Origin of the sequence: Dermacoccus sp. 147Ba, from assembly GCF_004151355.1 — a bacterium.
In the GTDB taxonomy this organism is placed as follows: Bacteria; Actinomycetota; Actinomycetes; order Actinomycetales; family Dermatophilaceae; genus Dermacoccus; species Dermacoccus abyssi.
Map to the genome: position 1 here is coordinate 141,293 of NZ_SEHL01000008.1, position 23,530 is coordinate 164,822.

A 23,530-nucleotide genomic window follows, 5' to 3' on the forward strand; every position below is an offset into this window, starting at 1 on the left:
CGCGGCTGCGCACCTAGGATGAGCCAAACGAAGCCCGCCTACTCCCGTGTGCCGCACGGGGCGTCGGCGGGCACATTGTGGAAAGGGGGATGACGCCTCGTGTGGGAATTCATCGCTGAGCGATGGCAGGACATCGCCTATCGCAGTTACCAGCACACCTCGCTCGTCGTCCAGGCCGTCTTGCTCGCCACGATCATCGCGCTCGTCCTTGCGGTCATCGTCATTCGGAACAACAGGCTCAAGGGCTTGGCCAACATCTTCTCGGCGGTCGGTCTGACCATCCCGTCGTTCGCGCTCCTCGGTGTGCTGCTGCCGCTCGTGGGCATCGGTGCCCTGCCGTCGGTGCTCGCAGTCTGCTTCTACGCCGTTCTGCCGATCCTGCGCAACGCGGTCGTCGGCCTCGAGTCGGTCGACAAGAACCTGCTCGAAAGCGCGCAGGGCATGGGCATGAGCAAGGCGGCGACGCTGCTCAAGGTGCGCCTGCCCATGGCGTGGCCGGTCATCCTCGCCGGCGTGCGCACGTCCACCCAGATGTCGTTCGGCGTCGGCGCCATCGCCGCCTACGCCCTCGGCCCCGGTCTCGGTGGCTACATCTTCACCGGCCTCGCCCAGGTGGGCGGCGCCAACGCGCTCAACTACGCGCTCGTCGGCACCATCGGTGTCGTCGTCCTCGCGCTCCTTCTCGACCTCATTCTTGTCGGCGTCGGCCGACTGACGATTCCCAGGGGGATCCGTGCCTGACAACACCACCGAAGCCCAGGGCGCCACGCCGGTCGAGCGCGCTGACGACGTCAACACGGACGTCAACACCGACGTCGACGCCACGAGCTCCCAGCGCAGCGAAGTCACGGGCGCCGAGATCGTCTTCGACAACGTCGTCAAGAAGTACCCCGGCCAGGCGAAGGCTGCCGTCGGCGGCATGTCGCTGCGCATCCCCGCCGGTGAGACCGTCATGTTCGTCGGCCCGTCGGGCTGCGGCAAGACGACGTCGCTCAAGATGATCAACCGTCTCATCGACCCGACGAGCGGCACCATCACGATCGACGGCAAGCCGATCTCCGAGTCGAAGGCCGACGACCTGCGCCGGCGCATCGGTTACGTCATCCAGGGTGGTTCACTCTTTCCGCACATGACGGTGGCCGACAACATCGCCGTCGTCCCTGGTCTGCTCGGCTGGGACAAGGCCAAGACGACCAAGCGCGTCGACGAGCTGCTCGACATGGTCGGCCTCGACCCGGAGCGCTACCGCGACCGCTTCCCGCGTGAGCTCTCCGGCGGTCAGCAGCAGCGTGTCGGTGTGGCCCGCGGCCTCGCCGCCGACCCGCCCGTCATCCTCATGGACGAGCCCTTCGGCGCCGTCGACCCGATCACGCGTACGCGCCTGCAGGACGAGATGCTCAGCATCCAGCGCCAGGTGCGCAAGACGATCATCTGCGTCACGCACGACATCGACGAGGCTCTCAAGCTCGGCGACCGCATCCTCATCCTTTCCGAGGGCGGCAAGATCGAGCAGTACGACACCCCCGAGAACATCCTCGCGGCCCCGGCCAACGAGTTCGTCGAGGACTTCGTGGGTGCCGGTTCGGCCCTCAAGTCCCTCGCCCTCTCGCGCCTCGACGATGTCGAGATCGCCGACGCGCCGACGGTTCGCGTGGGTGACTCCATCGTCGATGTGCAGCGCAACGCCACCGCGTCCGGTGTGCGCAACGTCGTCGTGCTCGACGAGCGTGGTCGTCCGGTCGACTTCGTCACCGCCGCCAAGCTGCGCGGCGAGCGCGTCGAGAACCGTCGCCGCGAGGCACTGCAGACGGTCGACCACCGCGCCACGCTCAACGACGCCCTCGACGCCATGCTCAGCTCGAGCCACGGCGCCGTCGTCGTCACCGGTGGGCGCGGCGAGTACCGCGGTGTCGCGTCGTTCCAGCAGATCATGACGCACATCCAGGACACCCACGAGGCGGCCGAGTCGCGCCGTCACGGTGCCGACGCCGAGGCCACGCCCGATTCGGTGGCTGTGGCGAACACCTCGAGCCACACCGACTTCCACGAGCAGGCCGAGGAGGGTGAGGAACAGTGAAGGGCCGTATCGGACGCGAGCAACTCGGTCTGATCTTCGGGCTGCCCGTCCTCATCCTCGTCATCTTCGGCGCCTGGGTCATCTGGCGTCAGACCGCCGATCTCGACCCCATCGAGGCGCGTCAGCTCGACTGGTCCGCGCTGCGCAAGCTCGGGTGGGAGCACATCAAGGTGACGTTCGTCGCCACCTTCTTCGTGCTCGCCACGGCCCTGCCCATCGGTGTCGCCCTGACCCGTCCCAAGCTGCGCCGCTTCTCCGGGCCCGTCGTCGCGTTCGCCAACGCGGGCCAGGCGACGCCGGTCATCGGCCTCATCGTGCTGCTCGCGCTGTGGATCGGCTTCACCTTCTGGGTGGCCGTTCTCGCTCTCGCGATCTACGCGTTCCTGCCGGTGCTGCGCAACACGATCGTCGGTCTGCAGCAGGTCGACCCGACGCTCGTCGAGGCGGCCCGCGGCATGGGCATGAGCCAGATGAAGACGCTCGCGACGGTCGAGCTGCCGCTCGCGGCGCCGGTCATCATGGCCGGTGTGCGCACCGCGCTCGTCCTCCTCGTCGGTACGGCGTCGTTCGCGACGTTCATCAACGCCGGCGGTCTGGGCGCGCTCATCCAGGCGGGCATCAACCTGTTCCGCTACCCGATCCTCGTCAGTGGCGCGATCCTCATCGCCCTGCTCGCGCTCGTCTTCGAGTGGGCCGGGCGTGTGCTCGAGGCCATCGTCACCCCGAAGGGGCTGTGATCGCATGACGCACAAGTTGATTCGTACTCCGCGGGCCAGGCTCGCCGGCGTCGCCGGAGCGGCGGCAGCGGGTTCGCTGCTGCTCAGCTCCTGTGGCCTCGGTACCTCGGCCGGCATCTCGCCCTCGGGTGAACTGGGGCCGAAGCTCGCCTCCGTGAAGAAGCTCGACGGCGCCGAGATCGCCGTCGGTTCCAAGCAGTTCACGGAGCAGCAGATCCTCGGAAAGATCGCCGTCATCCTGCTGCAGTCGGCCGGGGGAAACGTGAAGGACTTCACGACGATCCCCGGTTCTGCGGCGGCTCGTGAGGCGCAGATCCAGGGCCAGACGACGTTCTCGTGGGAGTACACGGGCACGGCGTGGATCACGTACATGGGGCACACGAAGCCGATTCCGGACCCGCGCAAGCAGTTCGACGCCGTCAAGGCAGAGGACGCGAAGAACGGTCTGACGTGGCTGCAGTACGCGCCGATGAACAACACCTACGGGTTCGCGGCGAAGGAAGCCACGGCGAAGAAGTTCAACGTGAAGTCGTTGTCCGACCTCAAGAAGGTGCCGAAGGCGCAGCGCACGCTGTGCGTCGACACCGAGTTCGCCAACCGTGACGACGGCCTCGAGCCGATGCTCAAGGCCTACGGCATTCCGCTCGGCAGCGAGATTCCGCGTAACCAGATCAAGAAGCTCGAGTCGGGTGCGATCTACGCGGCTACGAACAACGGGCTGTGCAACTTCGGTGAGGTCTTCACGACCGATGGCCGCATCAAGGTGCTGAAGCTGCAGGTGCTCGCCGACGACAAGAAGTTCTTCCCGCTCTACAACGTCGCCCCGGTGTTCTCCACCAAGACGTTGGAGAAGAACCCGCAGTTGTCGGACCTGTTCGGCCCTGTGTCGAAGAAGCTGACGAACGAGACGATGATCGAGCTCAACGCCAAGGTCGACGTCGACGGTGAGAACCCGTCCGACGTGGCGTTCGACTGGCTCAAGAAGGAAGGCTTCATCAAGTAGCCGCCTGACGTGACGCCCGGCCCCTCGAAGCGCGAGAGGCCGGGCGTTCGCGTATCCGGGGAACTTCTGTCGATCTGGTGGCGACATAGCGCGGCCACATCGACACATCTGCACCGGCTGGGTCAGAGCTCGAGCGCTGACCGAGCTTCGTCGAGCCGCGACCGGACGACGGTGTAGTGCGCCCACCGTCCGCGCTGTTCGCGCATGAGGAGCCCGGTGTCCGTCAGCTTCTTGAGGTGATGGCTCAGGGTCGGCTGGGTGATGCCCAGTTGGCTCGGCAGGTGGCAGGCGCACACCGTGCCGTCGGGGGTGGCTGCGAGGTAGGTGAGCAGACGCAGCCGCACCGGATCGGCGATCGCCTTGAGGAGCTCGGCCCGGCGATTCGCGTCGTCGAGCGGCAGCAGCGCCGCGTCGGCGGCGGGAGCGCAGGTGAACTCTGCGGGGGTGGACATGTGGCTTACCCTACCGACATATTGACAAACATCAATACGTTGGCCAGAGTTCATGACGATGAAGACCGATGCCACTGGCTCCGCCGAGCCCACGCAAGCCCCTGTTGCCGCGCGCCTTTCGACGCTCGATCGCTTCCTGCCGGTCTGGATCGTCGCTGCGATGGCCGTCGGTCTCCTTCTCGGACGGCTCGTGCCGGGTCTCGACGACGCGCTCTCCACCGTCGAGGTCGAGGGTGTCTCGCTGCCGATCGCCATCGGCCTGCTCGTCATGATGTACCCGGTGCTCGCGAAGGTTCGCTACGACCGCCTCGACACCGTGACGGCCGACAAGCGGATGCTCGGTGCGTCGCTCGTCCTGAACTGGCTCGTCGGGCCCGCCGTGATGTTCGCGCTCGCGTGGATCTTCCTGGCCGACCTGCCCGCCTACCGCACGGGCCTCATCATCGTCGGGCTCGCCCGGTGCATCGCGATGGTCATCATCTGGAACGACCTCGCCTGCGGTGACCGCGAGGCCGCGGCCGTGCTCGTCGCGCTCAACTCGGTCTTCCAGGTCATCGCCTTCGCCGGCCTCGGGTGGTTCTACCTGTCGGTGCTGCCCGGGTGGCTCGGCCTCGAGCAGACGAACCTCGACGTGTCGCCGTGGCACATCGCCGCGTCCGTGCTCGTCTTCCTCGGCGTGCCGCTGCTGGCCGGTTTCCTTTCACGCCGTGTCGGCGAGAAGCGTTGGGGCCGCGACGCGTACGAGGGGTCGTTCCTGCCTCGCGTCGGGCCGTGGGCCCTCTACGGGTTGCTGTTCACCATTGTCCTGCTCTTCGCGCTCCAAGGCGACGCCATCACGCGCAACCCGCTCGACGTCGCCCGCATCGCCCTGCCTCTGCTCGTCTACTTCGCCCTCATGTGGGGCGGCGGCTACGTTCTCGGCAAGGCGCTCGGCATGAGCTACGAGCGGACGACGACGCTCGCCTTCACTGCGGCCGGCAACAACTTCGAGCTCGCCATCGCCGTCGCCATCGCGACCTTCGGGGCAACGTCCGGCCAGGCGCTCGCGGGCGTCGTCGGGCCCCTCATCGAGGTGCCCGTGCTCGTCGGCCTCGTCTACGTCTCGCTCGCGCTGCGCGGGCGCTTCCCCCAGGTGCCGAAGGAGACCCGAGCATGAGCGAGCCCCGCCCGAGTGCCCTGTTCGTCTGCGTCAAGAACGCCGGAAAGTCGCAAATGGCGGCTGCCCTGACGCGCCTGCACGCCGGCGACTCCGTCGAGGTGCACTCGGCCGGCACACACCCGGGATCGAAGCTCAACGAGGAGTCGCGAGCGGCCGTCGCGGAGGTGGGCGCCACGTTCGAGGGCGAACACCCCAAGGCGATCGACGTCGATCTGCTGCGCCGCGCGGACCGCGTCGTCGTCATCGGTGGCGAAGCGCAGGTCGAACCCGTGGAGGGAATGCGAACCGACATCGAGCGGTGGATCACCGACGAACCGTCGCTGCGCGGAATCGATGGCGTGGAGCGGATGCGTCTCGTGCGCGACGACATCGACGCGCGTGTGCGCGCCCTCGTCGCCGACCTGACGGGCTGAACGCGCCAGCCGATCAGATCCACACATCTGCACCGGATAGCCGACGCTCAGGGCGTCAGAGGGCCTTCGTGACGAAGTCGCGCAGGTCGGTGATCGTGCGGCACTCGTGCATGTCGATGATCTCGGCGTACTTCGTCGCGACCGAATCGCCGGTACCCCACTGCGATTCGGCCTCCGGGTTGAGCCAGAACGCGTGACGTGCCTCGTCCACGATGGTGCGCAGCGCGTCGTAGCGCGGGTTCGTCGAGTTGGTGCGAGCGTCGCCGAGGACGAGCAGGGTGGCACGCGGCGTGACGGCGTCGAGGTGGTGGGCGACGAAGTCGACGAACGTCATGCCGTAATCGGAGTTGCGGTGCCCGCGCTGCATCCGAGTGTTGCCGCGAAGCGCCTCGATGAGGTCGCCGTCCGCGCCCACGGCGCGGACGGTCTCGGTGAGTTCGTCCACGGTGTTGACGAACCCGAAGACGCGCACGCGCGCGAACTGCGCCTGCATCGCCTGCATGAGCAGGATCGTGAAGCGGCTGAAGCCGGAGACGCTGCTGCTCATGTCGGCGAGGATGACGAGCTCGGAGCGGTTCGGCGTGCGGTGGTCGTAGACGGGCGCGATAGGAACTCCGCCGGTGGACATCGACGCACGAAGCGTCTTGCGGATGTCGATGCGCCCGTGACTGGCGCGGCGTCGTTTCGCCGCCATGCGGGCCGCGAGCTTGCGCGCGAGGGGCTCGACGACGCGACGCATCTGGGCGGCGTCGATCGCGTAGGTCTGACTGAAGTCGCGCCGCTCGATCGGCGTGGTGACGGCGTAGGTCGCCTGGCTCGCCCTGCCGCGGATCTCGGCGTTGCGACGGCGGGACTCGGTCTCGATGCGACGCCGGAACCCCGCGACGCGCGTACGGATCTCGTCGCGGTCGAAGCGCTGGACGAACGGGTCGGGCTGCCACCCCTCGAGTGGGGCTGCGGCCTGACCGCCACTGCCGGCGCCACCGCCGCCCTCGGAGGTGCCGACGCCCTCGTCGGCGAGACCGGGGGAGCCGCCGCTGCCCTCGAGGGCGTCCGCCTCCTGCTCGGCTCGCAGGCGGCGCAGGTACTCGTCGTGCTCGCGCAGAAGCTCCGTGGCCCGCGCAACCGCGAGGTTCGGTTGGAACTGGTCGATGGCCTGGTTCGCAGAGAACCCCTCGTCACCCGCGCGACGCAGGCGCCCGAACTCGTCGACGACGACGCCCGCGAGCGTCTCGAGGGCCCGCTCGTCGTTCTCGGCGAGAGCCCTCGCAAGCAGTTCGGTGAGGGCCTTGGCGCGTTCGCGCAACTCGGCGGCATCGGCGTTCTCCGCGTCGAACTCCGGTAGCTGGGCGAGCAGGTCGTCGGCGCCGAGATCGCCTGCCGCAGTGCGTCGTCCGAGCGCAGCGGGGAAGAAGATGTCGAACAGATCGTCGAAGACGCCGCGCTGCTCGCCCCGGCGCACCAGAGCCGCTGCGAGCCCCTCACGCAGGCGCTCGCGGTTCTCGAGACCGAGGGCGCCCGCGACGTGCCCGGCATCCACGACGTCACTCGTTCCGACGACGACGCCGTGGCGGCGCATCGCGTCGGCGAGGGCAACGAGGCGGCGTCCGAGGGGGCCGATCACCGCGGGTGTCTGCGTGTCCTCGCCACGCGGCGCAGCGTCGTCGAGCGGTTCGTGACGTTCGGGCTGCCCGGCCGAGGGGCGGTTGTGGAACGCCCCTGGGAAGTGGTGCTCGTCAGGCATTGAGCTTGAGCAGCGTGGAGGCGCGCTCGATGTCGTCCTGGTGCTTGAGCAGGACGCCGAGGTTGGCGCGCAGCACGGTGGGGTCGAGGTCGTCGGAGCTGTCGGCCCCGAGTGCGACGAGGGTGCGCGCCCAGTCGACGGTTTCCGCGATGCTGGGCGCCTTGCGCAGCGGCATCTCGCGCAGGCGCTGCACGAGCCGGACCACGGACTCGGCGAGCGCCGCGTCGAGGCCCGGCACCTTGAGGGCGACGATGCGCTGTTCGAGTTCGGCGCTGGGGTAGTCGATGTGGAGGAAGAGGCAGCGTCGGCGCAGAGCCTCCGACAGGTCGCGCGCGGCGTTGGAGGTGAGGACGACGAACGGGCGCTGCGTCGCGGCAAGGGTGCCGAGTTCGGGCACGGTGACCTGGAAGTCGCTCAGCACCTCGAGGAGGAGGCCTTCGACCTCGACGTCGGCCTTGTCGAGCTCGTCGACGAGCAGGACGGTGGGCTGCTCGTTGCGGATGGCGCGCAGCAGGGGCCGGGTGAGGAGGAACTCGTCCGTGAAGATGTCGGTGGCGAGGGCCTGCCAGTCGTGAGCGACCTCGTCGTCGGTCGCCTGCGCGGTGGTCCCTGTCGCGTTCGTCTGTGCCAGCGCAGTGTTGGCGGTGATGCGCAGGAGCTGCTTCGCGTGGTTCCACTCGTAGAGGGCGCGGGCCTCGTCGATGCCCTCGTAGCACTGCAGGCGCACGAGGTCGGCGTCTTCACCGGTGGTCGCGGTGAGCGCGCTCGTGACGGCCTTGGCGAGCTCGGTCTTGCCGACGCCGGCGGGGCCCTCGACGAGCAGCGGCTTACCGAGTGCGTCGGCGAGGAAGACCGTCGTCGCGATGGCGTCGCTCGCGAGATAACCGGCATCCGCGAGGCGGGTGAGGACGTCGTCGACGGATTCGAAGTGCGCAGTCACCGTGCCATTGTCGCGGATGGCTCAGGCCGCGATCGGTGAAAACGCAGAACGGGTTGACCGGGTGGGCCCTCGGAACGATCCGATGTGACGCTGGCCCCACAGCTCGCGCACACTTCGCAGTCAGGTGTACCTTTAAACATAGATAACCTAACTAAACGAAGGGAAGAGATGTCCACCGCGCATCCGCCAACCGCGCAGGCCCCGATGAGGACGGTCTTGTCGCACGTCATCGTTCCGATCCTCATGGGTCTCATCATGTGCGCCGCCTACCTCGGTGGTTTCCACAAGCCGTCGCCCCACCACGTGCCCGTCGCCGTCGTCGGTCAGGCTCAACAGGCGGGCCCGCTGGCGGCCAAGGTGCAGGACGCGTTCGGCGACGAGGCGGACGTCCGCACGATCGCGACGCCCGAGCAGGCGACGGATCAGCTGAAGCACCTGAAGATCTCCGCGGCCTACGTCCCCGGTGACGGCAAGGCCGAACTGCTCACCGCCGGTGGCGCGTCCGACACGACGAAGTCCGTCGTCGAGAAGATGTTCCGCCCCGTCGCGCAGAAGCAGCACGATGCGCTGACCGTCAAGGACGTCGCGCCCCTCACCGCGGACGACCCCGCCGGCCAGAACGGTTTCTTCTTCCTCGTCGCCCTGACGGTCGCCGCGTACGCCACGTCGATCGCCATCGGCGCGGCGGCTGCGAGCCGCCCGTTCGCCCAGCGCATCGCCCTCGCCGCCGGCGCCGCCGTCGTCATTTCGACGATCGAACTCGCGATCGCGGCGTGGGGTTACGACATGTTCGGTGGGCACGCGCTCGCAACGTGGGCGCTGTCACTGCTCTACACGGCCGGCGTGCTGACGGTCGGTGTCGGCCTGCACCCGATCATCGGACGGTTCGCGACGCTGCTGTACTCGGCGATCTTCGTCGCGCTCAACTTCACCTCGTCCGGCGGCGTGTTCGCGCCCGTCATGCAGCCGAGCTTCTTCGGTTGGCTGCACGACTTCTGGATCGGCTCCGGCTTCGTCGAGGCGCTGCGTCGCATCATCTACTTCCCGGACGCCTCGATCGCCGGCCCGCTCACCATCTTGTTCGGCTGGCTGGTCGTCGGGTTGCTCTGTCTCGCAGCCGGATGCGCGGTCGAACAGCGACGTGTTGTGCGAGCCCGTGAGCTCGAGGAAGCTGCGTCCCGCCCCGTCGGACGTCACGCCGAGCACGCGCATCAGGACGAGCGCGACGAGCTCGACCCCGAGACCGAGGAGGAACTCGAGGAGAACGTCGCCGTCTGACGTCCTCTCTCTTTGCGCCCAGATGCACCCGGGTGCATGTGGGCGCAAAGAGAAGCCACCAGGGGTGTGGACCGGTGCCTCACGAGCTGCGAGCAAGGCGATGAAGAGCCCACCATGCGACGGGTCGATAGGCGTGCCCGACGAGAGGCGGCAGATCCATCGCCATGTGGCAGCGGCACCCGCTCCGACGAACCTCGACGCGGTGCTCGCCCGTCGTCGTCAGCCCCAGGACGCTGACGCGCCAGTTCCACGTCCTCGCCGCCGCATCGACGTCGGTGATGACGAACCGCCCCACCGTCACCGGCCCGAGACGCCACCGTCCTTCCGCGCCGGGACTGATCACCACGGCATCCGCCTCGACCGGCGGCATGTGCGGCGACCAGTCACGCCACCGATCGACGTGCACGTAGGCCTGCCACGCCGCGTCGACACTCGCGGGCCCGTCAGCATGGACGTCGATGCGCTTCATGTCCGAATGCTAGGCGTTCCAACGGAACCCAGGTCGCGCGCAGCCCTCGGGCGCCCCGCGCCGACCCCAGCGCGCACGATGGCGCGTAACTCACACGTAGGCGTGCAGTTGCGTGCCTACCCGAGAGTTACGCGCCATCGTGAGGGTCAGGCGACCCTCGACTCCGTTCGCTTGATCCTCAGCGCGCGGACTACTCATTGGCTCAGTTCCTCAGCGCCCGATTCGGCAGGGCCGGGCCTTCGCACGCTCCGGCGCGAACCTACCTCGGTCGGGCTTGATCGTCACTGAGCCCACGGCGCGCTTCGTCAACGCTCCCTACGCCGAGGTGTGAACGCCTCGCAAGCTCGGCATCCACACCCTCGACTCCGCTCGCTTGATCCTCAGCGCGCGGCTTTCTTGTCTCGCCGACGACGGTGCAGAATCGGCTCGGTGTAGCCGTTCGGCTGCTTCGCGCCCTCGAGGATGAGCTCCTTCGCGGCGTTGAACGCAATGCCGTCGAAGCCGGGAGCCATCGGCTCGTAGGCCGCATCGCCCTCGTTCTGCTTGTCGACGATCGGCGCCATGCGCTTGAGCGACGCGACGACGTCGTCCTCGCTCACGATGCCGTGCTGCAGCCAGTTAGCGAGCAGCTGCGACGAGATGCGCAGCGTGGCGCGGTCCTCCATGAGCGCGACGTCGTGGATGTCCGGCACCTTCGAGCAGCCGACGCCCTGGTCGATCCAGCGCACGACGTAGCCGAGGATCGACTGGCAGTTGTTGTCGAGTTCCTCGCGCTTGTCGGCGTCCGACCAGTCCGTGTTCTCCGCGAGCGGGATCTGCAGGATGTCGTCGACCGACGCGGCCTTGCGCTTCGCGAGCTCCTCCTGCACGGCGAACACGTCGACCTGGTGGTAGTGCAGCGCGTGCAGCGTCGCGGCGGTCGGTGACGGCACCCAGGCCGTCGTCGCGCCGGCCTTCGGCTGGCCCACCTTCTGCTCGAGCATGTCGGCCATGAGGTCCGGCATCGCCCACATGCCCTTACCGATCTGAGCCTTGTGCTGCAGGCCGTCCCTCAGGCCCACGTCGACGTTGTTGTCCTCGTACGCCTTGATCCAGGTCGACCCCTTCATCTCGCCCTTGCGCACCATCGGGCCGGCGAGCATCGAGGTGTGGATCTCGTCGCCCGTGCGGTCGAGGAAGCCGGTGTTGATGAAGACGACGCGCTCCTTGGCGGCCTCGATGCAGGCGGAGAGGTTGACCGTCGTGCGACGCTCCTCGTCCATGATGCCGACCTTCACCGTGTTCTCCGGCAGCCCGACGAACTGCTCGACGCGGGCGAAGAGTTCGTTCGTCAGCGCGACCTCCTTCGGGCCGTGCATCTTGGGCTTCACGATGTAGATCGAGTTGGTGCGCGTGTTGCTCACGCCGTCCTTGCCGGCGAAGCCGTGGATGGCGGCCGGGATGGTGACGAGCGCATCGAGCAGGCCTTCGCCGACCTCGTTGCCGTCGGCGTCGAGCACGGCGTCCGTCGTCATGAGGTGGCCGACGTTGCGCACGAACAGCAGCGAACGGCCGGGCAGCGTGAGGTGGTCGCCGCCGGCGGCCGTGTAGGTGCGGTCGGGGTTGAGTTCGCGCGTGAAGGTCTTGCCGCCCTTCGCGATCTCCTCCTTGAGGTCACCCTTGTTGAGGCCGAGCCAGTTCGTGTAGCCGAGCACTTTGTCCTCGGCATCGACGGCGGCGACGGAATCCTCGAGGTCCATGATCGTCGTGACAGCCGACTCGACGAGGACGTCCTTGATGCCGGCCGGGTCGGTCGCGCCGATCGGGGACTCGGCGTCGATCTGGATCTCCAGGTGAAGACCGTTGTGCTTCAGCAGGATTCCCTCCGGCTGCGCAGGCAGCCCGACGTATCCGGCGAACTCGTCGGCGTTCTTCAGCGACGTCGTGCGCTCACCGTCGAGGTGGACGACGAGCTCGCCGCCGTCGACGCCGAAGCCGGTGACGTCGGTGTAGGAACCCTCGGCGAGCGGGACGGCAGTGTCGAGGAAGTTCTTCGCGAACGAGATGACGGCGTCGCCGCGCACCGTGTTGTACGAGGTGCCCTTCTCCTTGCCGTCGGCCTCGTCGATCGCGTCGGTGCCGTAGAGCGCGTCGTAGAGCGAACCCCAGCGGGCGTTCGACGCGTTGAGCGCGAAGCGGGCGTTGAGGATCGGCACGACGAGCTGCGGGCCGGCGGTGTCGGTGATCTCGCGGTCGACGTTCTCCGTCGTGATGGAGAAGTCGGCCGGTGCGTCGACGAGGTAGCCGATCTCGGTGAGGAAGGCCTTGTACGCGTCGAAGTCGGGCTTGCCCGGGTTGTCGCGGTGGTAGGCGTCGATCTTCGCCTGGAGCTCGTCACGCTCGGCGAGGAGAGCCTTGTTCTTGGGTCCGAGGTCGGTGATGACCTCGGCGAAACCCTTCCAGTACGTCTCCTGGTCGACGTCCGTGCCCGGCAGGACCAAGTCGTTGATGAAGTCGTACAGGACGGTGGCGACCTGGAGTCCGTGCACCTCGGTGCGCGGCGTGGTGTCAGTCATGTGCTTCCTTTCGTCGCATGCAGAGGGCTCCTTCTCTCCAACGCTACGCGTCAGTAGACCGGTTGCGGCAGGTTTGAGGGCGCCGAAGTGACACGCGTCACGCGTCGTGCGGAAGGCGCGCCTCGATCCACGCGAGAACGTGGGCCGTCACGTCGTCGCGGTTGGTCTCGTTGAGCAGTTCGTGGCGCGCGCCGGGGTAGAGCATGAGCGTCACGTCCTCCACGCCGCCCTCGCGCAACATGGCCGCGGCCGCCTCGACACCGCGACCGTCGCCACCCGCCGGATCGGCGTCACCGGACACGACGAGGATGGGCAGCTTCGCTGGTGTGGCCGCGACGAAGGACGGGGTGTTGACGAGGCGCAGGCCGCCGAGCATGTCGACGTAGAACCCTGCGGTGGCGATGAACCCGCACTTGTCGTCGGCGACGTAGGCGTCGACCTCGGCGTCGTCCCGGCTCAGCCAGTCGAAGTCCGTGCGCGCCGGCTTGAACGCCTTGTTGAACGCACCGAACGAGAGTTTGTCGAGAAGCTTGCTCGGGTGCTTCGCGCCGCGCAGGCGCGCCTCGGCGGCGGCCACCTTCGACCCCACGAGCCCCAGCGTTCCCGCGTCGGCGGGCGTGCCCGACAGGACGAGGGCCGTGAGGCGTTCACCATGACGCACCGCGTACGTGCGCGCGAGCAGCGAGCCCATGCTGTGGCCGAACAGGACGATCGGCGCGTTCGGGTGCTCGGCGCTCGCGTGCGTGACGACGGTGTCGATGTCGTCCGTGACGCGGTTCCAGCCGTCGGACTCGGCGAAGTACCCGAGGGTTCCGCCTTCAGCGGTGCGTCCGTGGCCGCGGTGGTCGGCCGCATAGACGGCGAACCCGGCACCGGTGAGGGCGTCCGCGAAGCGGGCGTACCTCTCGCCGTGCTCGGCCATGCCGTGCGCGATGACGACGACCGCGCGCGTCGACGCTTCGTCGGCCACCCAGCGGCGGCCGCGCAGCGTCGTGCCGTCAGGGGCAGTGAGGTCGAAGGGCTGGGGCTGCACGGGTTCTCCTCGAGGCGGCTGGCTGAACTACCGCTATCCTGCCCGGTCGGAGCCCTGAACAGTCACAAAACCATGCGGAAAAGCGGCGAGTCCGGGTCGACGCGCTCGGTGCGCATCGCCGACTCCGCCATGCGCTCGAGCAGCGGCTCGAGACCGGCGGGCTCGCCGAGTTCGAGGCCGACGAGCGCCGGCCCGGTCTCACGGTTGGAGCGCTTCGTGTACTCGAACAGCGTGATGTCGTCCTCCGGGCCGAGGATCTCGTTGAGGAAGCGGCGCAACTGGCCAGGCTCCTGCGGGAACTCGACGAGGAAGTAGTGCTTGCGCCCCTCGTAGACAAGCGAGCGCTCGACGACCTCCGCGTAGCGCGAGACGTCGTTGTTGCCCCCGGACAGGATGGCGAGAACGAGTTCGCCGTCGGCGATCTCGACGTCGTCGAGCGCTGACGAGGCCAATGCCCCTGCAGGCTCGGCGATGATGCCGTCGCTCTGGTACAGGTCGAGCATCTCGGTGCAGATGCGCCCCTCGGCAACACTGAAACAGGGCACCTCGCCCGCCGCGATGACCGGGTAGGTGTGCGCGCCGAGCAGGCCGACGGTGGCGCCGTCGACAAAGGGATCGGTGACCGGCACCGAGACGGGGCGACCCGCCGCGAGCGCGGCCTGCAGGGAGGGGGCGCCCACCGGCTCGACACCGACGATGCGCGTGTTCGGGTGGCGTTCACGCACCCACGCCGTGGTGCCGGCGAGCAACCCGCCACCTCCGACGGGCACGACGACGACGTCGGGCACCCGCCCGTGCTGGATCTCGCACTGGGCGAATGCCTCGCGCGCCACCGTGCCCTGTCCGGCGATCGTGCGCACGTCGTCGAACGCGGGTACGAGCGTTGCCCCGGTCGTGGTGGCGAACTCACCGGCGGCTGCGGCCGCCACGTCATAGGTGTCGCCCTCGACGACCGTCGTCACCCACGGGCCGCCGAGCACGCGCACGCGCTCACGCTTCTGACGCGGCGTCGTGCGCGGCAGGAAGATCGTCGCCTTCACCCCGAGGCGCGCACACGCATAGGCGACGCCCTGGGCGTGGTTGCCGGCGGAGGCGCACACGACACCGGCCGCGCGGGCGTCCTCGTCGAGCTGCGCAATGAGGTTGCTCGCCCCGCGAATCTTGTAGGAGCGCACCGGCTGCTGATCCTCACGCTTGAGGACGACGGTGGCGCCGTACTTCGCGCTCAGGCGGCCGCTCTCGGTGACGGGCGTCGGAGCGAGCAGGCCCTCGAGGCGCGCTGCGGCGGCGTCGACTGCTGCTGCGTCGACGCCGGGGGTGGGGGTGGTCGTGCTGGTCACGGCGTCCAGACTCTCATGCGCCGCGCGAGAGCCGCGTGGCCTACTCGGATGACGGATAACGCGCTTCGCGGGCCTGTCGCACCTTCGCGTGCCGCGAGCGGTCGAGGCGGAGCGTCAGGGCGATGACTCCCACGAGCAGCAACCCGCACACGGCACCGAACAGCGCTGCCATGACGACGACGCCGACGGGATCGTTGTTCACCGGGCCACCGTGTCATCCCGACCTGTGTCACCACTGGGAACCTCGGCGAAAAAGCATTGTTGTCGAATCGTGTTCTCACGTGTGAACCACGTGCCTCCTTCGTGCGTCAGACATGGCAGAGTCGATGTGAGGACGCTCGACACGAGCAACGAGGGGAGCGGAATGCAGCACGACAAGCGGCACTGCGCCGAATGTGGGGAGCAGGTCTCGGGGCCGTTCTGCAGCAACTGCGGCACGCGAACGGCCGCGGGGGCCACAGCCGGCGCGAACACGAGCGGGGCGTTCTTCGACGAGGAGCCCACGCGTCTCGGTGCTGACCGCGCCGCGGATCAGCCGTACAACGGTTATGCCTCCGACGACGCGGACGAGTACGGGGGCGGCGTGCCCCCGGTGGAGCGCGCGGCGACGTCGTCCGCCCGGCCCGCCAAGACGAACCAGATGCTCGTGACGCTCATCGCCGTTGTCGCGCTCGCCGTCGTCGGAATGCTCGGCTACCTCTTCACGAACGGTCGCGGAGACGACAAGGCCGATCCGCCGCCGGTGAGCGACTCCTCCACCAGCGCACCGACGAAGAGCACGTCGTCCTCGACGTCGTCCTCGACGTCGTCCTCGACGTCGTCGAGCACGACACAGAGTTCGACGAGCAGCCCTGGCCCCTCCACGACACAGGGCAACTCGAACGGTGGCAACAACGGCGGCGGGGGAGCACCAGCGCCTGCACCGTCGCAGACCACCGAGGAACCTGCCCCTGCACCGAGCCCGAGCACGACGGGTGTCAGCGAGCTTCCCGGCCTCGTCAAGACGACGAGCATGGGCGGTTCGGACTACGCGATGACCCGTGAGGGCAACACGGTCACGGTCTGGCGGGCCGGAAGCGAGGGCGCCAGCCGAATCGGCTCCTTCACCCTGCGTGGCGGCGGAGGAAGCAACGGACTGGACTTCATCAACCTGCCCGGCTGCAGCGCGCCGGTCGTCGCGTGGAACGCAGCGAGCGCGAGCGGGTCGGCTGCGTACGGCTACGACGGTTCGGGCTACCAGGCGTACGTGGGCAGCTCGAGCGGCAGCATGTCGCCGAGCGGTGGATCGCCGAGCTCGTACGGCGTCAACGCCTACAACGGCATGCTGGAGATCCGTGACAGCTCCAAGCAGAAGGCACGTGGTTCGGGTAACCACTTCGACAGCTGCGAGAGCGCCTCACCGGACGTGCTGCACATGGTGAGCGGCGGCTGACACGTCCGCCGTCACGCGGGGCGGCAAGACGCTCGCGGAGGTCGCAAAGGGGCCGGGCCCGAAACCACGAGATGTGGTTTCGGGCCCGGCCCCTTTCGTGCTGGTGGCCTGAGGGTCAGACCTCGAGCGCGCCTTTGGCGATGCACGCCTTGCGGACGCCCTCGCCGTAGGCCGGGTCGGCCTTCGTGCAGTTCTCGATGTGACGCTCGATCGTCTGCGCGGTCGCGCCCTTGATGGCGGCGGCCGTGTTGGCGAACAGCGCGTGCTGCTGCTCGGGCGACATGAGGCGGAACAGGTTGCCCGGCTGCTCGTAGTAGTTGTCGTCGTCCGCGCGGTAGTCCCAGTGGTCGGCGACGTGCGCCATCTCCTGATACTTCGCCATGTCGGACGCCGGCTCTGCGTAGGAGGGCTGCTCCTGCATCGCGCCGTAGCTGTTCGGCTCGTAGTGCGTCTCACTGCCCTTGTTGCCGTCGACGCGCATCTGGCCGTCGCGGTGGAAGGTGTGCACGGGGCACGTCGGCGCGAACGCGGCCTGCTCGATGTCGGCGAAGAAGTTGTCCGCGTTGCGGTTGAGCTCGAACTCGCCGACCTCGATGAGCGGGTAGTCCTTCTTGCTCCACACCTTTGTCAGGTCGAACGGGTGGAAGCGGTACGTCTTCGCGTCTTCCTCCGGCATGATCTGCACGTACATCGTCCACTTGGGGAAGTCACCGCGCTCGATGGCCTCGTAGAGGTCGCGGCCCGAGGACTCGCGGTCTTCGGCGATGACCTGTGCGGCCTCGTCGTCGGTGAGGTTCTCGATGCCCTGCTGGGTGCGGAAGTGCATCTTGCACCAGAAGCGCTCGCCGGCCTCGTTGATGAACGAGTAGGTGTGCGAGCTGAAGCCGTGCATGTGGCGGAACGTCTTGGGGATGCCGCGGTCACTCATGACGATGGTGACCTGGTGCAGCGCCTCGGGCAGCGACGACCAGAAATCCCAGTTGTTCTCCGGGCTGCGCAGGTTGGTGCGCGGGTCACGCTTGACGGCGTGGTTGAGGTCGGGAACTTCATCGGGTCGCGGAAGAAGAAGACCGGCGTGTTGTTGCCGACCATGTCCCAGTTGCCCTCTTCGGTATAGAACTTCAGGGAGAAGCCGCGGATGTCGCGCTCGGCGTCGGCCGCGCCGCGCTCACCGGCGACGGTGGAGAAGCGGGCCATCATCGGCGTCTGCTTGCCGACCTCGGAGAAGATCTTGGCCTTCGAGTACTTCTGGATCTCGGGGCTCGTCACCGTGAACGTGCCGTGCGCGCCCGAACCCTTGGCGTGCATACGACGCTCCGGGATGACCTCACGGTCGAAGTGGGCGAGCTTCTCGATGAGCCACAGGTCCTGCAGAAGGATCGGGCCACGCGGGCCGGCCGTAATCGAGTCCTGGTTGTTGACGACGGGCGCTCCCGCAGCCGTCGTCAGCGGGGGTGCTCCTGGTTGCGGCCCTGCTCGTTGTCGACCATGAGGTGCTCCTTCGGTTGGTCGGGTGTGATCGGTCAGGAGGGAGGTGCTTCGGTTCTCACCCTAGGCGCTGCCACTGACAACGGACAGGGTGAAGCGGGTTCGTCCGGACGTCAGCCCGGCGGAGTCTTCGCGCGGCATTCAGCGCAGACGCCCCAGTAGGTGACCTCGGCTTCGTCGATCTCGAAACCGGCGCTCAGGTCGCTCTCGTGTGCCGCTGTGAGGCAGGGGGTTTCGCCCACGGCGCACGGGATATCGACGATCGTCGCGCAACGGCGACACACGAGGTGGTGGTGGTTGTCGCCGATGCGGCGTTCGTACAGCGCGGACTGCCCCGCCGGTTCGATACGGCGGATGATGCCGTGAGCCGTCATGGCGTGCAGCGCGTCGTAGACCGTCTGCATCGAGACGGCGCCGTACCCCTCGCGCACCGCCTTGAGGACGGTGTCGGCGTCGGAGTGCGGCCGGTTCTCGAGCGCTTCGAGGATGGCCAGGCGCGGACCCGTGACGCGCAGGTTGGCCTCGCGCAGCATGGTGCGCGGGTCCGGCGGCGAGGTCTGGGTCGTGGTCATGCCTCTATGGTGACGCGCTTTCTGGAATGAATCAAGATAAGCGCCGGACCAATGTCAACTAGTCACCCGCGACGAGCCACAGCACACCCCACGGCGGGAGGTGGATGTCGCCGTCCGCATCTGAGTGCACGGGTCGCGCGGTGAGGGCGTCGACGAGCCCGACGGCCGGCTTCGTCCGTTCCCCTGCCGAGTCGACCTTCGCAGCGTCGTGCACTGCGCCGAGAGTGAAGCTGCCCAACCACTGCGCGGGCCATGCCTGCTCCCCGTCGGTCACGTTGTAGAGCTGAACCATGTCGCCGGCGGCGTGACGGCGCCCGACGGCCAGCACGCCCGGATTCGCGACAGGCAGCACCTCGGAGGCCATCTGCCCGTCGAGCTGAGGCAGCCGCGCGCGCACCTGCCCGACGGAGCAGTGCCATTCGAAGATCGCGCCGGTGACGCTGCCGTGATCGTGACGCTGGGCGAGCGCAGTGTCGGGCAGAGCCGGGCGGTGAGCCCAGCGGTTGTCGTCGGCGTGGGTCGGGTCGCTTGCCCACTCGGGGTCGTTGGGCAGGGCGAGTTCGTCGCCCGACCAGATGACGGGCAGGCCGCCGGTGCCGTACGTGGCGGCGACGAGAAGCTTCATCCGCGCCATGCCGGTTGCCGTCAGGTGAGGGTTGTACGACTCGCTCGCGCCGGTCAGCGACGCCATCGTGCCGGAGATGCGTCGGTCGCCTGTCTGCGGATTCGCCTGGAAGACAAGGCCGTCCGAGAACGAATCGAACGATTCGCGCGCGTAGAAGTCGGAGAGGAACGCGCGGTGCAGCGGGCCGGAGAGGCCGACGGCGGCGGCGTCGCCGTCGTCGATGGCCCAGCCAATGTCGTCGTGGCAGCGGATGTAGGAGATCCAGGTGGCGCCCTCGGGCGTCGGCGGCAGTCCGCGGAGCGTGTGCACCGCGAGACGCGTGTCCTGGGCGGCGATCATCGACCACAGCTGCACCATCCAGGTGTTGTGGTACGCCAGATCCGACAGGCGCTCCTCGTACTCGCCGAGACCGAGGTACTGCACGAGGTCGTGCGGCCCGACGATGGCCTCGGCCTTGAACGCGACGCCGGGCGCCGCCATCCGCGCGATGGCGCGCAGGACGGAGGTCAGGGCGTGCACCTCGGGTTGGTTCTGGCAGTTCGTTCCCATGCGCTTCCACATGAAGGCGATCGCGTCGAGGCGCAACACTTCGACACCCTTGTTCGCGAGGAACAGCATGATGTCGGTGAACTCGGCCAGCACGTCGGGGTTGGACCAGTTGAGATCCCACTGGAATGCGTTGAACGTCGTCCACACCCACGCCTGGGCCTTCTCGTCCCAGGTGAAGTTGCCCGGCGCGAAGTCGGGGAAGACCTCGGGCAGCGTGCGCTCGTAGACGTCGGGCACGGAGCGGTCGGGGAACATGTGGAAGTAGTCGCGGTACTTCGGGATGCCGGCGCGCGCCTTCGTCGCCCACTCGTGCTCCTCGGCGACGTGGTTGAGGACGAAGTCGAGGACGAGGCTGATGCCGCGGTGACGCAGCGTCGTCGCGAGGGCCTCGAGGTCGGTCATCGTGCCGAGATCCTCACGCACCTCGCGGTAGTCGACCACGGCGTACCCGCCGTCGGAATCGCCGGCTCGGGTGCGGAGCAACGGCATAAGGTGCAGGTAGGTGACGCCGAGTTCGTCGAGGTAGGCGGTGCGCTCCGCGACGCCGGCGAGGGTGCCGCCGAAGCGTTCGGTGTAGGCGGCGTAGCCGATCATGCGCGGCGACGAGAGCCAGTGCGGGTCGGCTTCGCGACGGCGGTCGAGGTCGTGGAGTTCCTCGGGGCGCTCGAGGAAGCGGCGCGCCGCGATCTCGACGAGGTCGCCCGCGATCTCCTCGACGCGCTGGGGGTGGACGACACGCAAGCCGTCACGCAGGGCCGGCCAGTGGGCGCGAAGCCGCGCGATGAAGACGTCGCTCTGCCAGGGGGAGGCCGGCGTGAGGACTGACGAAGCGCGTTGGATCACCGACACAGGAAGCGGCATGGACACATTCTCGCGTACGGCGTGGGTGCTCCCGCCGCGTTCCCGCTCCGCGGGCGTGCTGTGTGCCAACGCTCGCGAACCTGCGGCATCCCGCTGCCCGCCGGCTGAGGTGGAGGGGGCATAGTTGGTCTCAGCAGAGATTGTTACCCCAGCGCCCGGAGGGGGCAGAGCAGAGATGACAGCCTCGATGCCGCATTTGCGCATGTTCACGTCCGCCGCACGCCCCGCCGTCGCGGCCCTCGTCATCGTCACCGCTTCGGGCGGCTGCTCCTCGGGTGACGGTGATGGCGGGGCGAGCAGATCCTCTCGGCCAGTGTCTCCCGGCGCCTCGTCGTCTGCGTCGGCGTCGACCAAGACGTCGTCACCTCGCGCCGACGACCCCGTGGCACGAGCCCGCGAGCTACGTCGCATGTACGACTACGCCGCGGCGACGGCCGCGCTGAAGGGTCAGACCTCGAAGGAAGCCGACGCCGAGCGTCGCGCCATCAACGACGCCAAGGCGAAGGCGAAACCGTTCGCCGATAACACGCAGATCTCGCACGTCTTCTACCACTCGCTCGTCGTCGACCCGGCGCTCGCGTTCCACGCCGGGCAGGGCAAGGCGCAGGGGTACAAGGACTACATGGTCACCAAGCGCGAGTTCGTGGCGCAGCTGAACTCGATGTACGCCAAGGGGTACGTGCTCGTCCATCCACAGCGGGTTGCCGAGCGGGGCGCGGACGGGCAGATGCACCCGGTGCCGATCGTGCTGCCGGCGGGCAAGAAACCGCTCGTCCTTTCGGTTGACGACGTCAGCTACTACGAGTACATGGCCGGCGACGGGTTCGCGACGAGCCTCGTCGTTGACGGCTCGAAGGGCGTGCGCACCACCTACCCGGAGAAGGGTGGAAAGGTGCGCAAGGGGGCCGATGACGTCGTGCCGATCGTCGACGACTTCGTGCGCGAGCACCCGGATTTCTCCTACCGCGGGGACAAGGGCACGATCGCGCTCACGGGCTACAACGGGGTGCTGGGTTACCGCTCGTCGTACGCCGCGTACGGCCACAGTGCGAAGACCGACGCCGAGCGCGCCAAGGCCAAGACGGTGGCGAACGCGATGAAGGCCACGGGGTGGAACTTCGCGTCGCACTCGTACGGTCACATCAACATCACCAAGGCGTCGCTGGCGACGATCAAGGCGGACGCGGCGCGCTGGGATGCCGACGTCAAGCCGATCGTCGGGCCGACGAAGGAGATCATCTTCGCGTTCGGTGCGGACATCTCGGACACCACGCCGTACTCGATGCGCAACCCGAAGTACGCGTTTCTCCACGGCGTCGAGGGGTTCGACTACTTCGCGAACGTCGACGGCTCGCGCTCGAGTTGGATCCAGTTCTCGCAAGGGTCGATGCGTCAGGGGCGGATCAACATCGACGGCATCGCACTCGACGCGGCGCGGGACGGCAATTCCTCGGTGCTCTCGAACTTCTTCGATCCCGTCGCGACGCGCGACCCGGCTCGTCGCTGACGGCGGTGCCCTGCGCGGGCGCGCGGAGGCAGGCCCGAGGGGGCGGTGCGATGTCGCCGGGCGATGCCCCGGGCGCAGGCCGTGGGCGAGGCGCTCGGATGCGATCGCCGCCAGCTGCTGTTAGGCTTACCTACGAGGGGAGTACTTCCCACGTTCCGATTTCGGTCAATACGAGCGCGCCCAGCCGCGCTCCCGTGCGGAAGCGGCGACAGCGTCGTCGTGAAGGAGACCTCAGTTCAACACGTATGCGAACTGAGGTGTTCTCATCATGGAAACCATTGCCACACCGGCGCTCTGGACCGCCACCATCGTCGGCGTCCTGCTCCTTTTCGTCCTCGACTTCATCGTCACGCGTAAGCCGCACGAAGTCTCGATGAAGGAAGCGACCGGGTGGTCGCTGTTCTACATCGGCCTGCCGGTGGCCTTCGGTGGGTGGCTCTGGTCGCAGCACGGCAGCCAGATCGGCACCGAGTACTACACGGGTTACATCGTCGAGAAGTCGCTGTCGGTCGACAACCTGTTCATCTTCATGCTGCTGCTCGCGGCGTTCGCGGTGCCGAAGGCCTATCAGCAGCGGGTGCTGCTCATCGGTGTGGCGGGCGCGCTCGTCATGCGCGCCATCATGATCGCGATCGGCGCCTCGCTGCTCACCAAGTTCTCGTGGATGTTCGTCATCTTCGGTCTGTTCCTGCTGTGGACGGCCGTCAAGGTCTGGCGTGACACGCGCAGCGACGAGGAGGAGGAGATCGACCCGAGCGAGCTCGGTTCGGTGAAGTTCCTGCGCCGCTTCTACCCGGTAACCGACGACTACCGCGGCACGAGCATGAGCGTCGTCGAGGCCGACGAGACGGGCAAGAAGCGCCGCATACTGACGCCGCTGGCCGTCGTCACGGTGGCGGTGCTCGCGGCCGACGCGATGTTCGCGCTCGACTCGGTGCCCGCCGTCTACGGCATCACCGGCGACCCCTACCTCGTCTTCGTGACGAACGCGTTCGCGCTGCTCGGCCTGCGCGCGCTGTACTTCCTCGTCGAGGGCGTGCTGAGCAAGCTCGTGCACCTCGGGTACGGCCTCGCCGTCATCCTCGCGTTCATCGGCTACAAGCTCATCGCGCACTGGGCGCACGACGTGTGGCACTGGGTGTGGACGCCGTCGACGGCCGTCTCGTTGTCGGTCATCGTCGTGTCGCTGCTCGCCGTCACTGTCTCGAGCCTCGTCGTCACGCGCCGGCAGGAGCGCGAGGAGGCCGGGGCCGACTCGCGGAACTGACGCTTCACCTTCGTCACAGCGCACCCGCC

At 68.0% G+C, this 23,530-nt stretch carries 20 protein-coding genes and 1 pseudogene; 10 read left to right on the plus strand and 11 right to left on the minus strand.

The window, feature by feature from the left end; genetic code table 11:
* The first annotated feature begins 99 nt into the window (after positions 1-99).
* Genes EVU97_RS11625 through EVU97_RS11640 form a run of 4 tightly spaced genes read left to right on the plus strand, consistent with a single transcriptional unit; the run spans position 100 to position 3,817 of the window.
* Positions 100-741, plus strand: coding sequence for an ABC transporter permease (locus EVU97_RS11625; protein WP_047310972.1), 642 nt, complete (start codon positions 100-102; stop codon positions 739-741).
* Positions 734-2,077 (plus strand): ATP-binding cassette domain-containing protein, encoded by a 1,344-nt coding sequence (locus EVU97_RS11630; protein WP_370448532.1) that lies wholly within the window; start codon positions 734-736, stop codon positions 2,075-2,077. Before EVU97_RS11625 ends, EVU97_RS11630 begins: the two co-directional genes overlap by 8 nt.
* Positions 2,074-2,814 carry an ABC transporter permease gene (locus EVU97_RS11635; protein WP_047310973.1) on the plus strand — a complete coding sequence of 247 codons (741 nt, stop codon included), beginning with the start codon at positions 2,074-2,076 and terminating at the stop codon, positions 2,812-2,814. Before EVU97_RS11630 ends, EVU97_RS11635 begins: the two co-directional genes overlap by 4 nt.
* A 4-nt stretch (positions 2,815-2,818) precedes the next feature.
* Positions 2,819-3,817: a glycine betaine ABC transporter substrate-binding protein gene (locus EVU97_RS11640; RefSeq protein ID WP_129665971.1), complete on the plus strand. Its 999-nt coding sequence runs from the start codon at positions 2,819-2,821 to the stop codon at positions 3,815-3,817.
* A gap of 122 nt (positions 3,818-3,939) precedes the next feature.
* Here the strand turns inward: EVU97_RS11640 and EVU97_RS11645 are convergent, their stop codons facing one another.
* Complete coding sequence (locus EVU97_RS11645) at positions 3,940-4,269, minus strand: helix-turn-helix transcriptional regulator (RefSeq protein ID WP_129665973.1); 330 nt, start codon at positions 4,267-4,269, stop codon at positions 3,940-3,942.
* Positions 4,270-4,321: 52 nt separating this feature from the next.
* Between EVU97_RS11645 and arsB the strand changes: the two genes are divergently transcribed.
* Both arsB and EVU97_RS11655 read left to right on the plus strand, forming a co-directional pair.
* Positions 4,322-5,425, plus strand: coding sequence for an ACR3 family arsenite efflux transporter (arsB, locus tag EVU97_RS11650; protein ID WP_304988622.1), 1,104 nt, complete (start codon positions 4,322-4,324; stop codon positions 5,423-5,425).
* Positions 5,422-5,841: a low molecular weight phosphatase family protein gene (locus tag EVU97_RS11655; protein WP_129665974.1), complete on the plus strand. Its 420-nt coding sequence runs from the start codon at positions 5,422-5,424 to the stop codon at positions 5,839-5,841. The genes arsB and EVU97_RS11655 overlap by 4 nt, the downstream gene beginning before the upstream one ends.
* Before the next feature lie 55 nt (positions 5,842-5,896).
* On the opposite strand, the gene EVU97_RS11660 is transcribed toward EVU97_RS11655, so the two are convergent.
* Complete coding sequence (locus EVU97_RS11660) at positions 5,897-7,585, minus strand: VWA domain-containing protein (RefSeq protein WP_129665976.1); 1,689 nt, start codon at positions 7,583-7,585, stop codon at positions 5,897-5,899.
* Entirely contained in the window at positions 7,578-8,525 is a 948-nt protein-coding gene (locus EVU97_RS11665) for a MoxR family ATPase (RefSeq protein WP_129665978.1), read from the minus strand. Before EVU97_RS11665 ends, EVU97_RS11660 begins: the two co-directional genes overlap by 8 nt.
* 216 nt (positions 8,526-8,741) lie before the next feature.
* On the opposite strand from EVU97_RS11665, the gene EVU97_RS11670 reads away from it, so the two are divergent.
* Positions 8,742-9,803 (plus strand): hypothetical protein, encoded by a 1,062-nt coding sequence (locus EVU97_RS11670; RefSeq protein ID WP_240730216.1) that lies wholly within the window; start codon positions 8,742-8,744, stop codon positions 9,801-9,803.
* A 79-nt stretch (positions 9,804-9,882) separates the two neighbouring features.
* Here the strand turns inward: EVU97_RS11670 and EVU97_RS11675 are convergent, their stop codons facing one another.
* The 5 genes from EVU97_RS11675 to EVU97_RS15005 all read right to left on the minus strand — a co-directional run bounded on the left by EVU97_RS11675 (position 9,883) and on the right by EVU97_RS15005 (position 15,402).
* Complete coding sequence (locus EVU97_RS11675) at positions 9,883-10,272, minus strand: hypothetical protein (RefSeq protein WP_129665982.1); 390 nt, start codon at positions 10,270-10,272, stop codon at positions 9,883-9,885.
* A gap of 380 nt (positions 10,273-10,652) precedes the next feature.
* The gene (locus EVU97_RS11680) at positions 10,653-12,827 is read right to left on the minus strand and encodes a malate synthase G (RefSeq protein ID WP_129665984.1); all 2,175 of its coding nucleotides are present in this window, start codon (positions 12,825-12,827) and stop codon (positions 10,653-10,655) included.
* Positions 12,828-12,924: 97 nt separating this feature from the next.
* Positions 12,925-13,860 carry an alpha/beta hydrolase gene (locus EVU97_RS11685; RefSeq protein ID WP_129665986.1) on the minus strand — a complete coding sequence of 312 codons (936 nt, stop codon included), beginning with the start codon at positions 13,858-13,860 and terminating at the stop codon, positions 12,925-12,927.
* A 62-nt stretch (positions 13,861-13,922) separates the two neighbouring features.
* Positions 13,923-15,209 (minus strand): threonine ammonia-lyase IlvA, encoded by a 1,287-nt coding sequence (gene ilvA / locus EVU97_RS11690; RefSeq protein WP_129665988.1) that lies wholly within the window; start codon positions 15,207-15,209, stop codon positions 13,923-13,925.
* 31 nt (positions 15,210-15,240) lie between these two features.
* On the minus strand, positions 15,241-15,402 hold the full coding sequence (locus EVU97_RS15005) for a hypothetical protein (protein ID WP_165357954.1): 162 nt from the start codon (positions 15,400-15,402) through the stop codon (positions 15,241-15,243).
* Between the two features lie 162 nt (positions 15,403-15,564).
* Between EVU97_RS15005 and EVU97_RS11695 the strand changes: the two genes are divergently transcribed.
* Positions 15,565-16,632 carry a hypothetical protein gene (locus EVU97_RS11695; RefSeq protein ID WP_129665990.1) on the plus strand — a complete coding sequence of 356 codons (1,068 nt, stop codon included), beginning with the start codon at positions 15,565-15,567 and terminating at the stop codon, positions 16,630-16,632.
* A 115-nt stretch (positions 16,633-16,747) separates the two neighbouring features.
* On the opposite strand, the pseudogene EVU97_RS11700 reads toward EVU97_RS11695, so the two are convergent.
* The 3 genes and pseudogenes from EVU97_RS11700 to EVU97_RS11710 all read right to left on the minus strand — a co-directional run bounded on the left by EVU97_RS11700 (position 16,748) and on the right by EVU97_RS11710 (position 20,727).
* A pseudogene (locus EVU97_RS11700) lies at positions 16,748-18,081 on the minus strand (catalase).
* Positions 18,082-18,233: 152 nt separating this feature from the next.
* Positions 18,234-18,692, minus strand: a complete 459-nt coding sequence (locus EVU97_RS11705) for a Fur family transcriptional regulator (RefSeq protein WP_129665992.1) — start codon at positions 18,690-18,692, stop codon at positions 18,234-18,236.
* 58 nt (positions 18,693-18,750) lie between these two features.
* Positions 18,751-20,727, minus strand: a complete 1,977-nt coding sequence (locus EVU97_RS11710) for an alpha-amylase family protein (RefSeq protein ID WP_129665994.1) — start codon at positions 20,725-20,727, stop codon at positions 18,751-18,753.
* A gap of 202 nt (positions 20,728-20,929) precedes the next feature.
* Between EVU97_RS11710 and EVU97_RS11715 the strand changes: the two genes are divergently transcribed.
* Together EVU97_RS11715 and EVU97_RS11720 are read left to right on the plus strand one after the other, a co-directional pair.
* Positions 20,930-22,234 (plus strand): polysaccharide deacetylase, encoded by a 1,305-nt coding sequence (locus EVU97_RS11715; RefSeq protein ID WP_129665996.1) that lies wholly within the window; start codon positions 20,930-20,932, stop codon positions 22,232-22,234.
* A gap of 268 nt (positions 22,235-22,502) precedes the next feature.
* Positions 22,503-23,501, plus strand: a complete 999-nt coding sequence (locus EVU97_RS11720) for a TerC/Alx family metal homeostasis membrane protein (RefSeq protein ID WP_129665998.1) — start codon at positions 22,503-22,505, stop codon at positions 23,499-23,501.
* Positions 23,502-23,530: the final 29 nt, after the last annotated feature.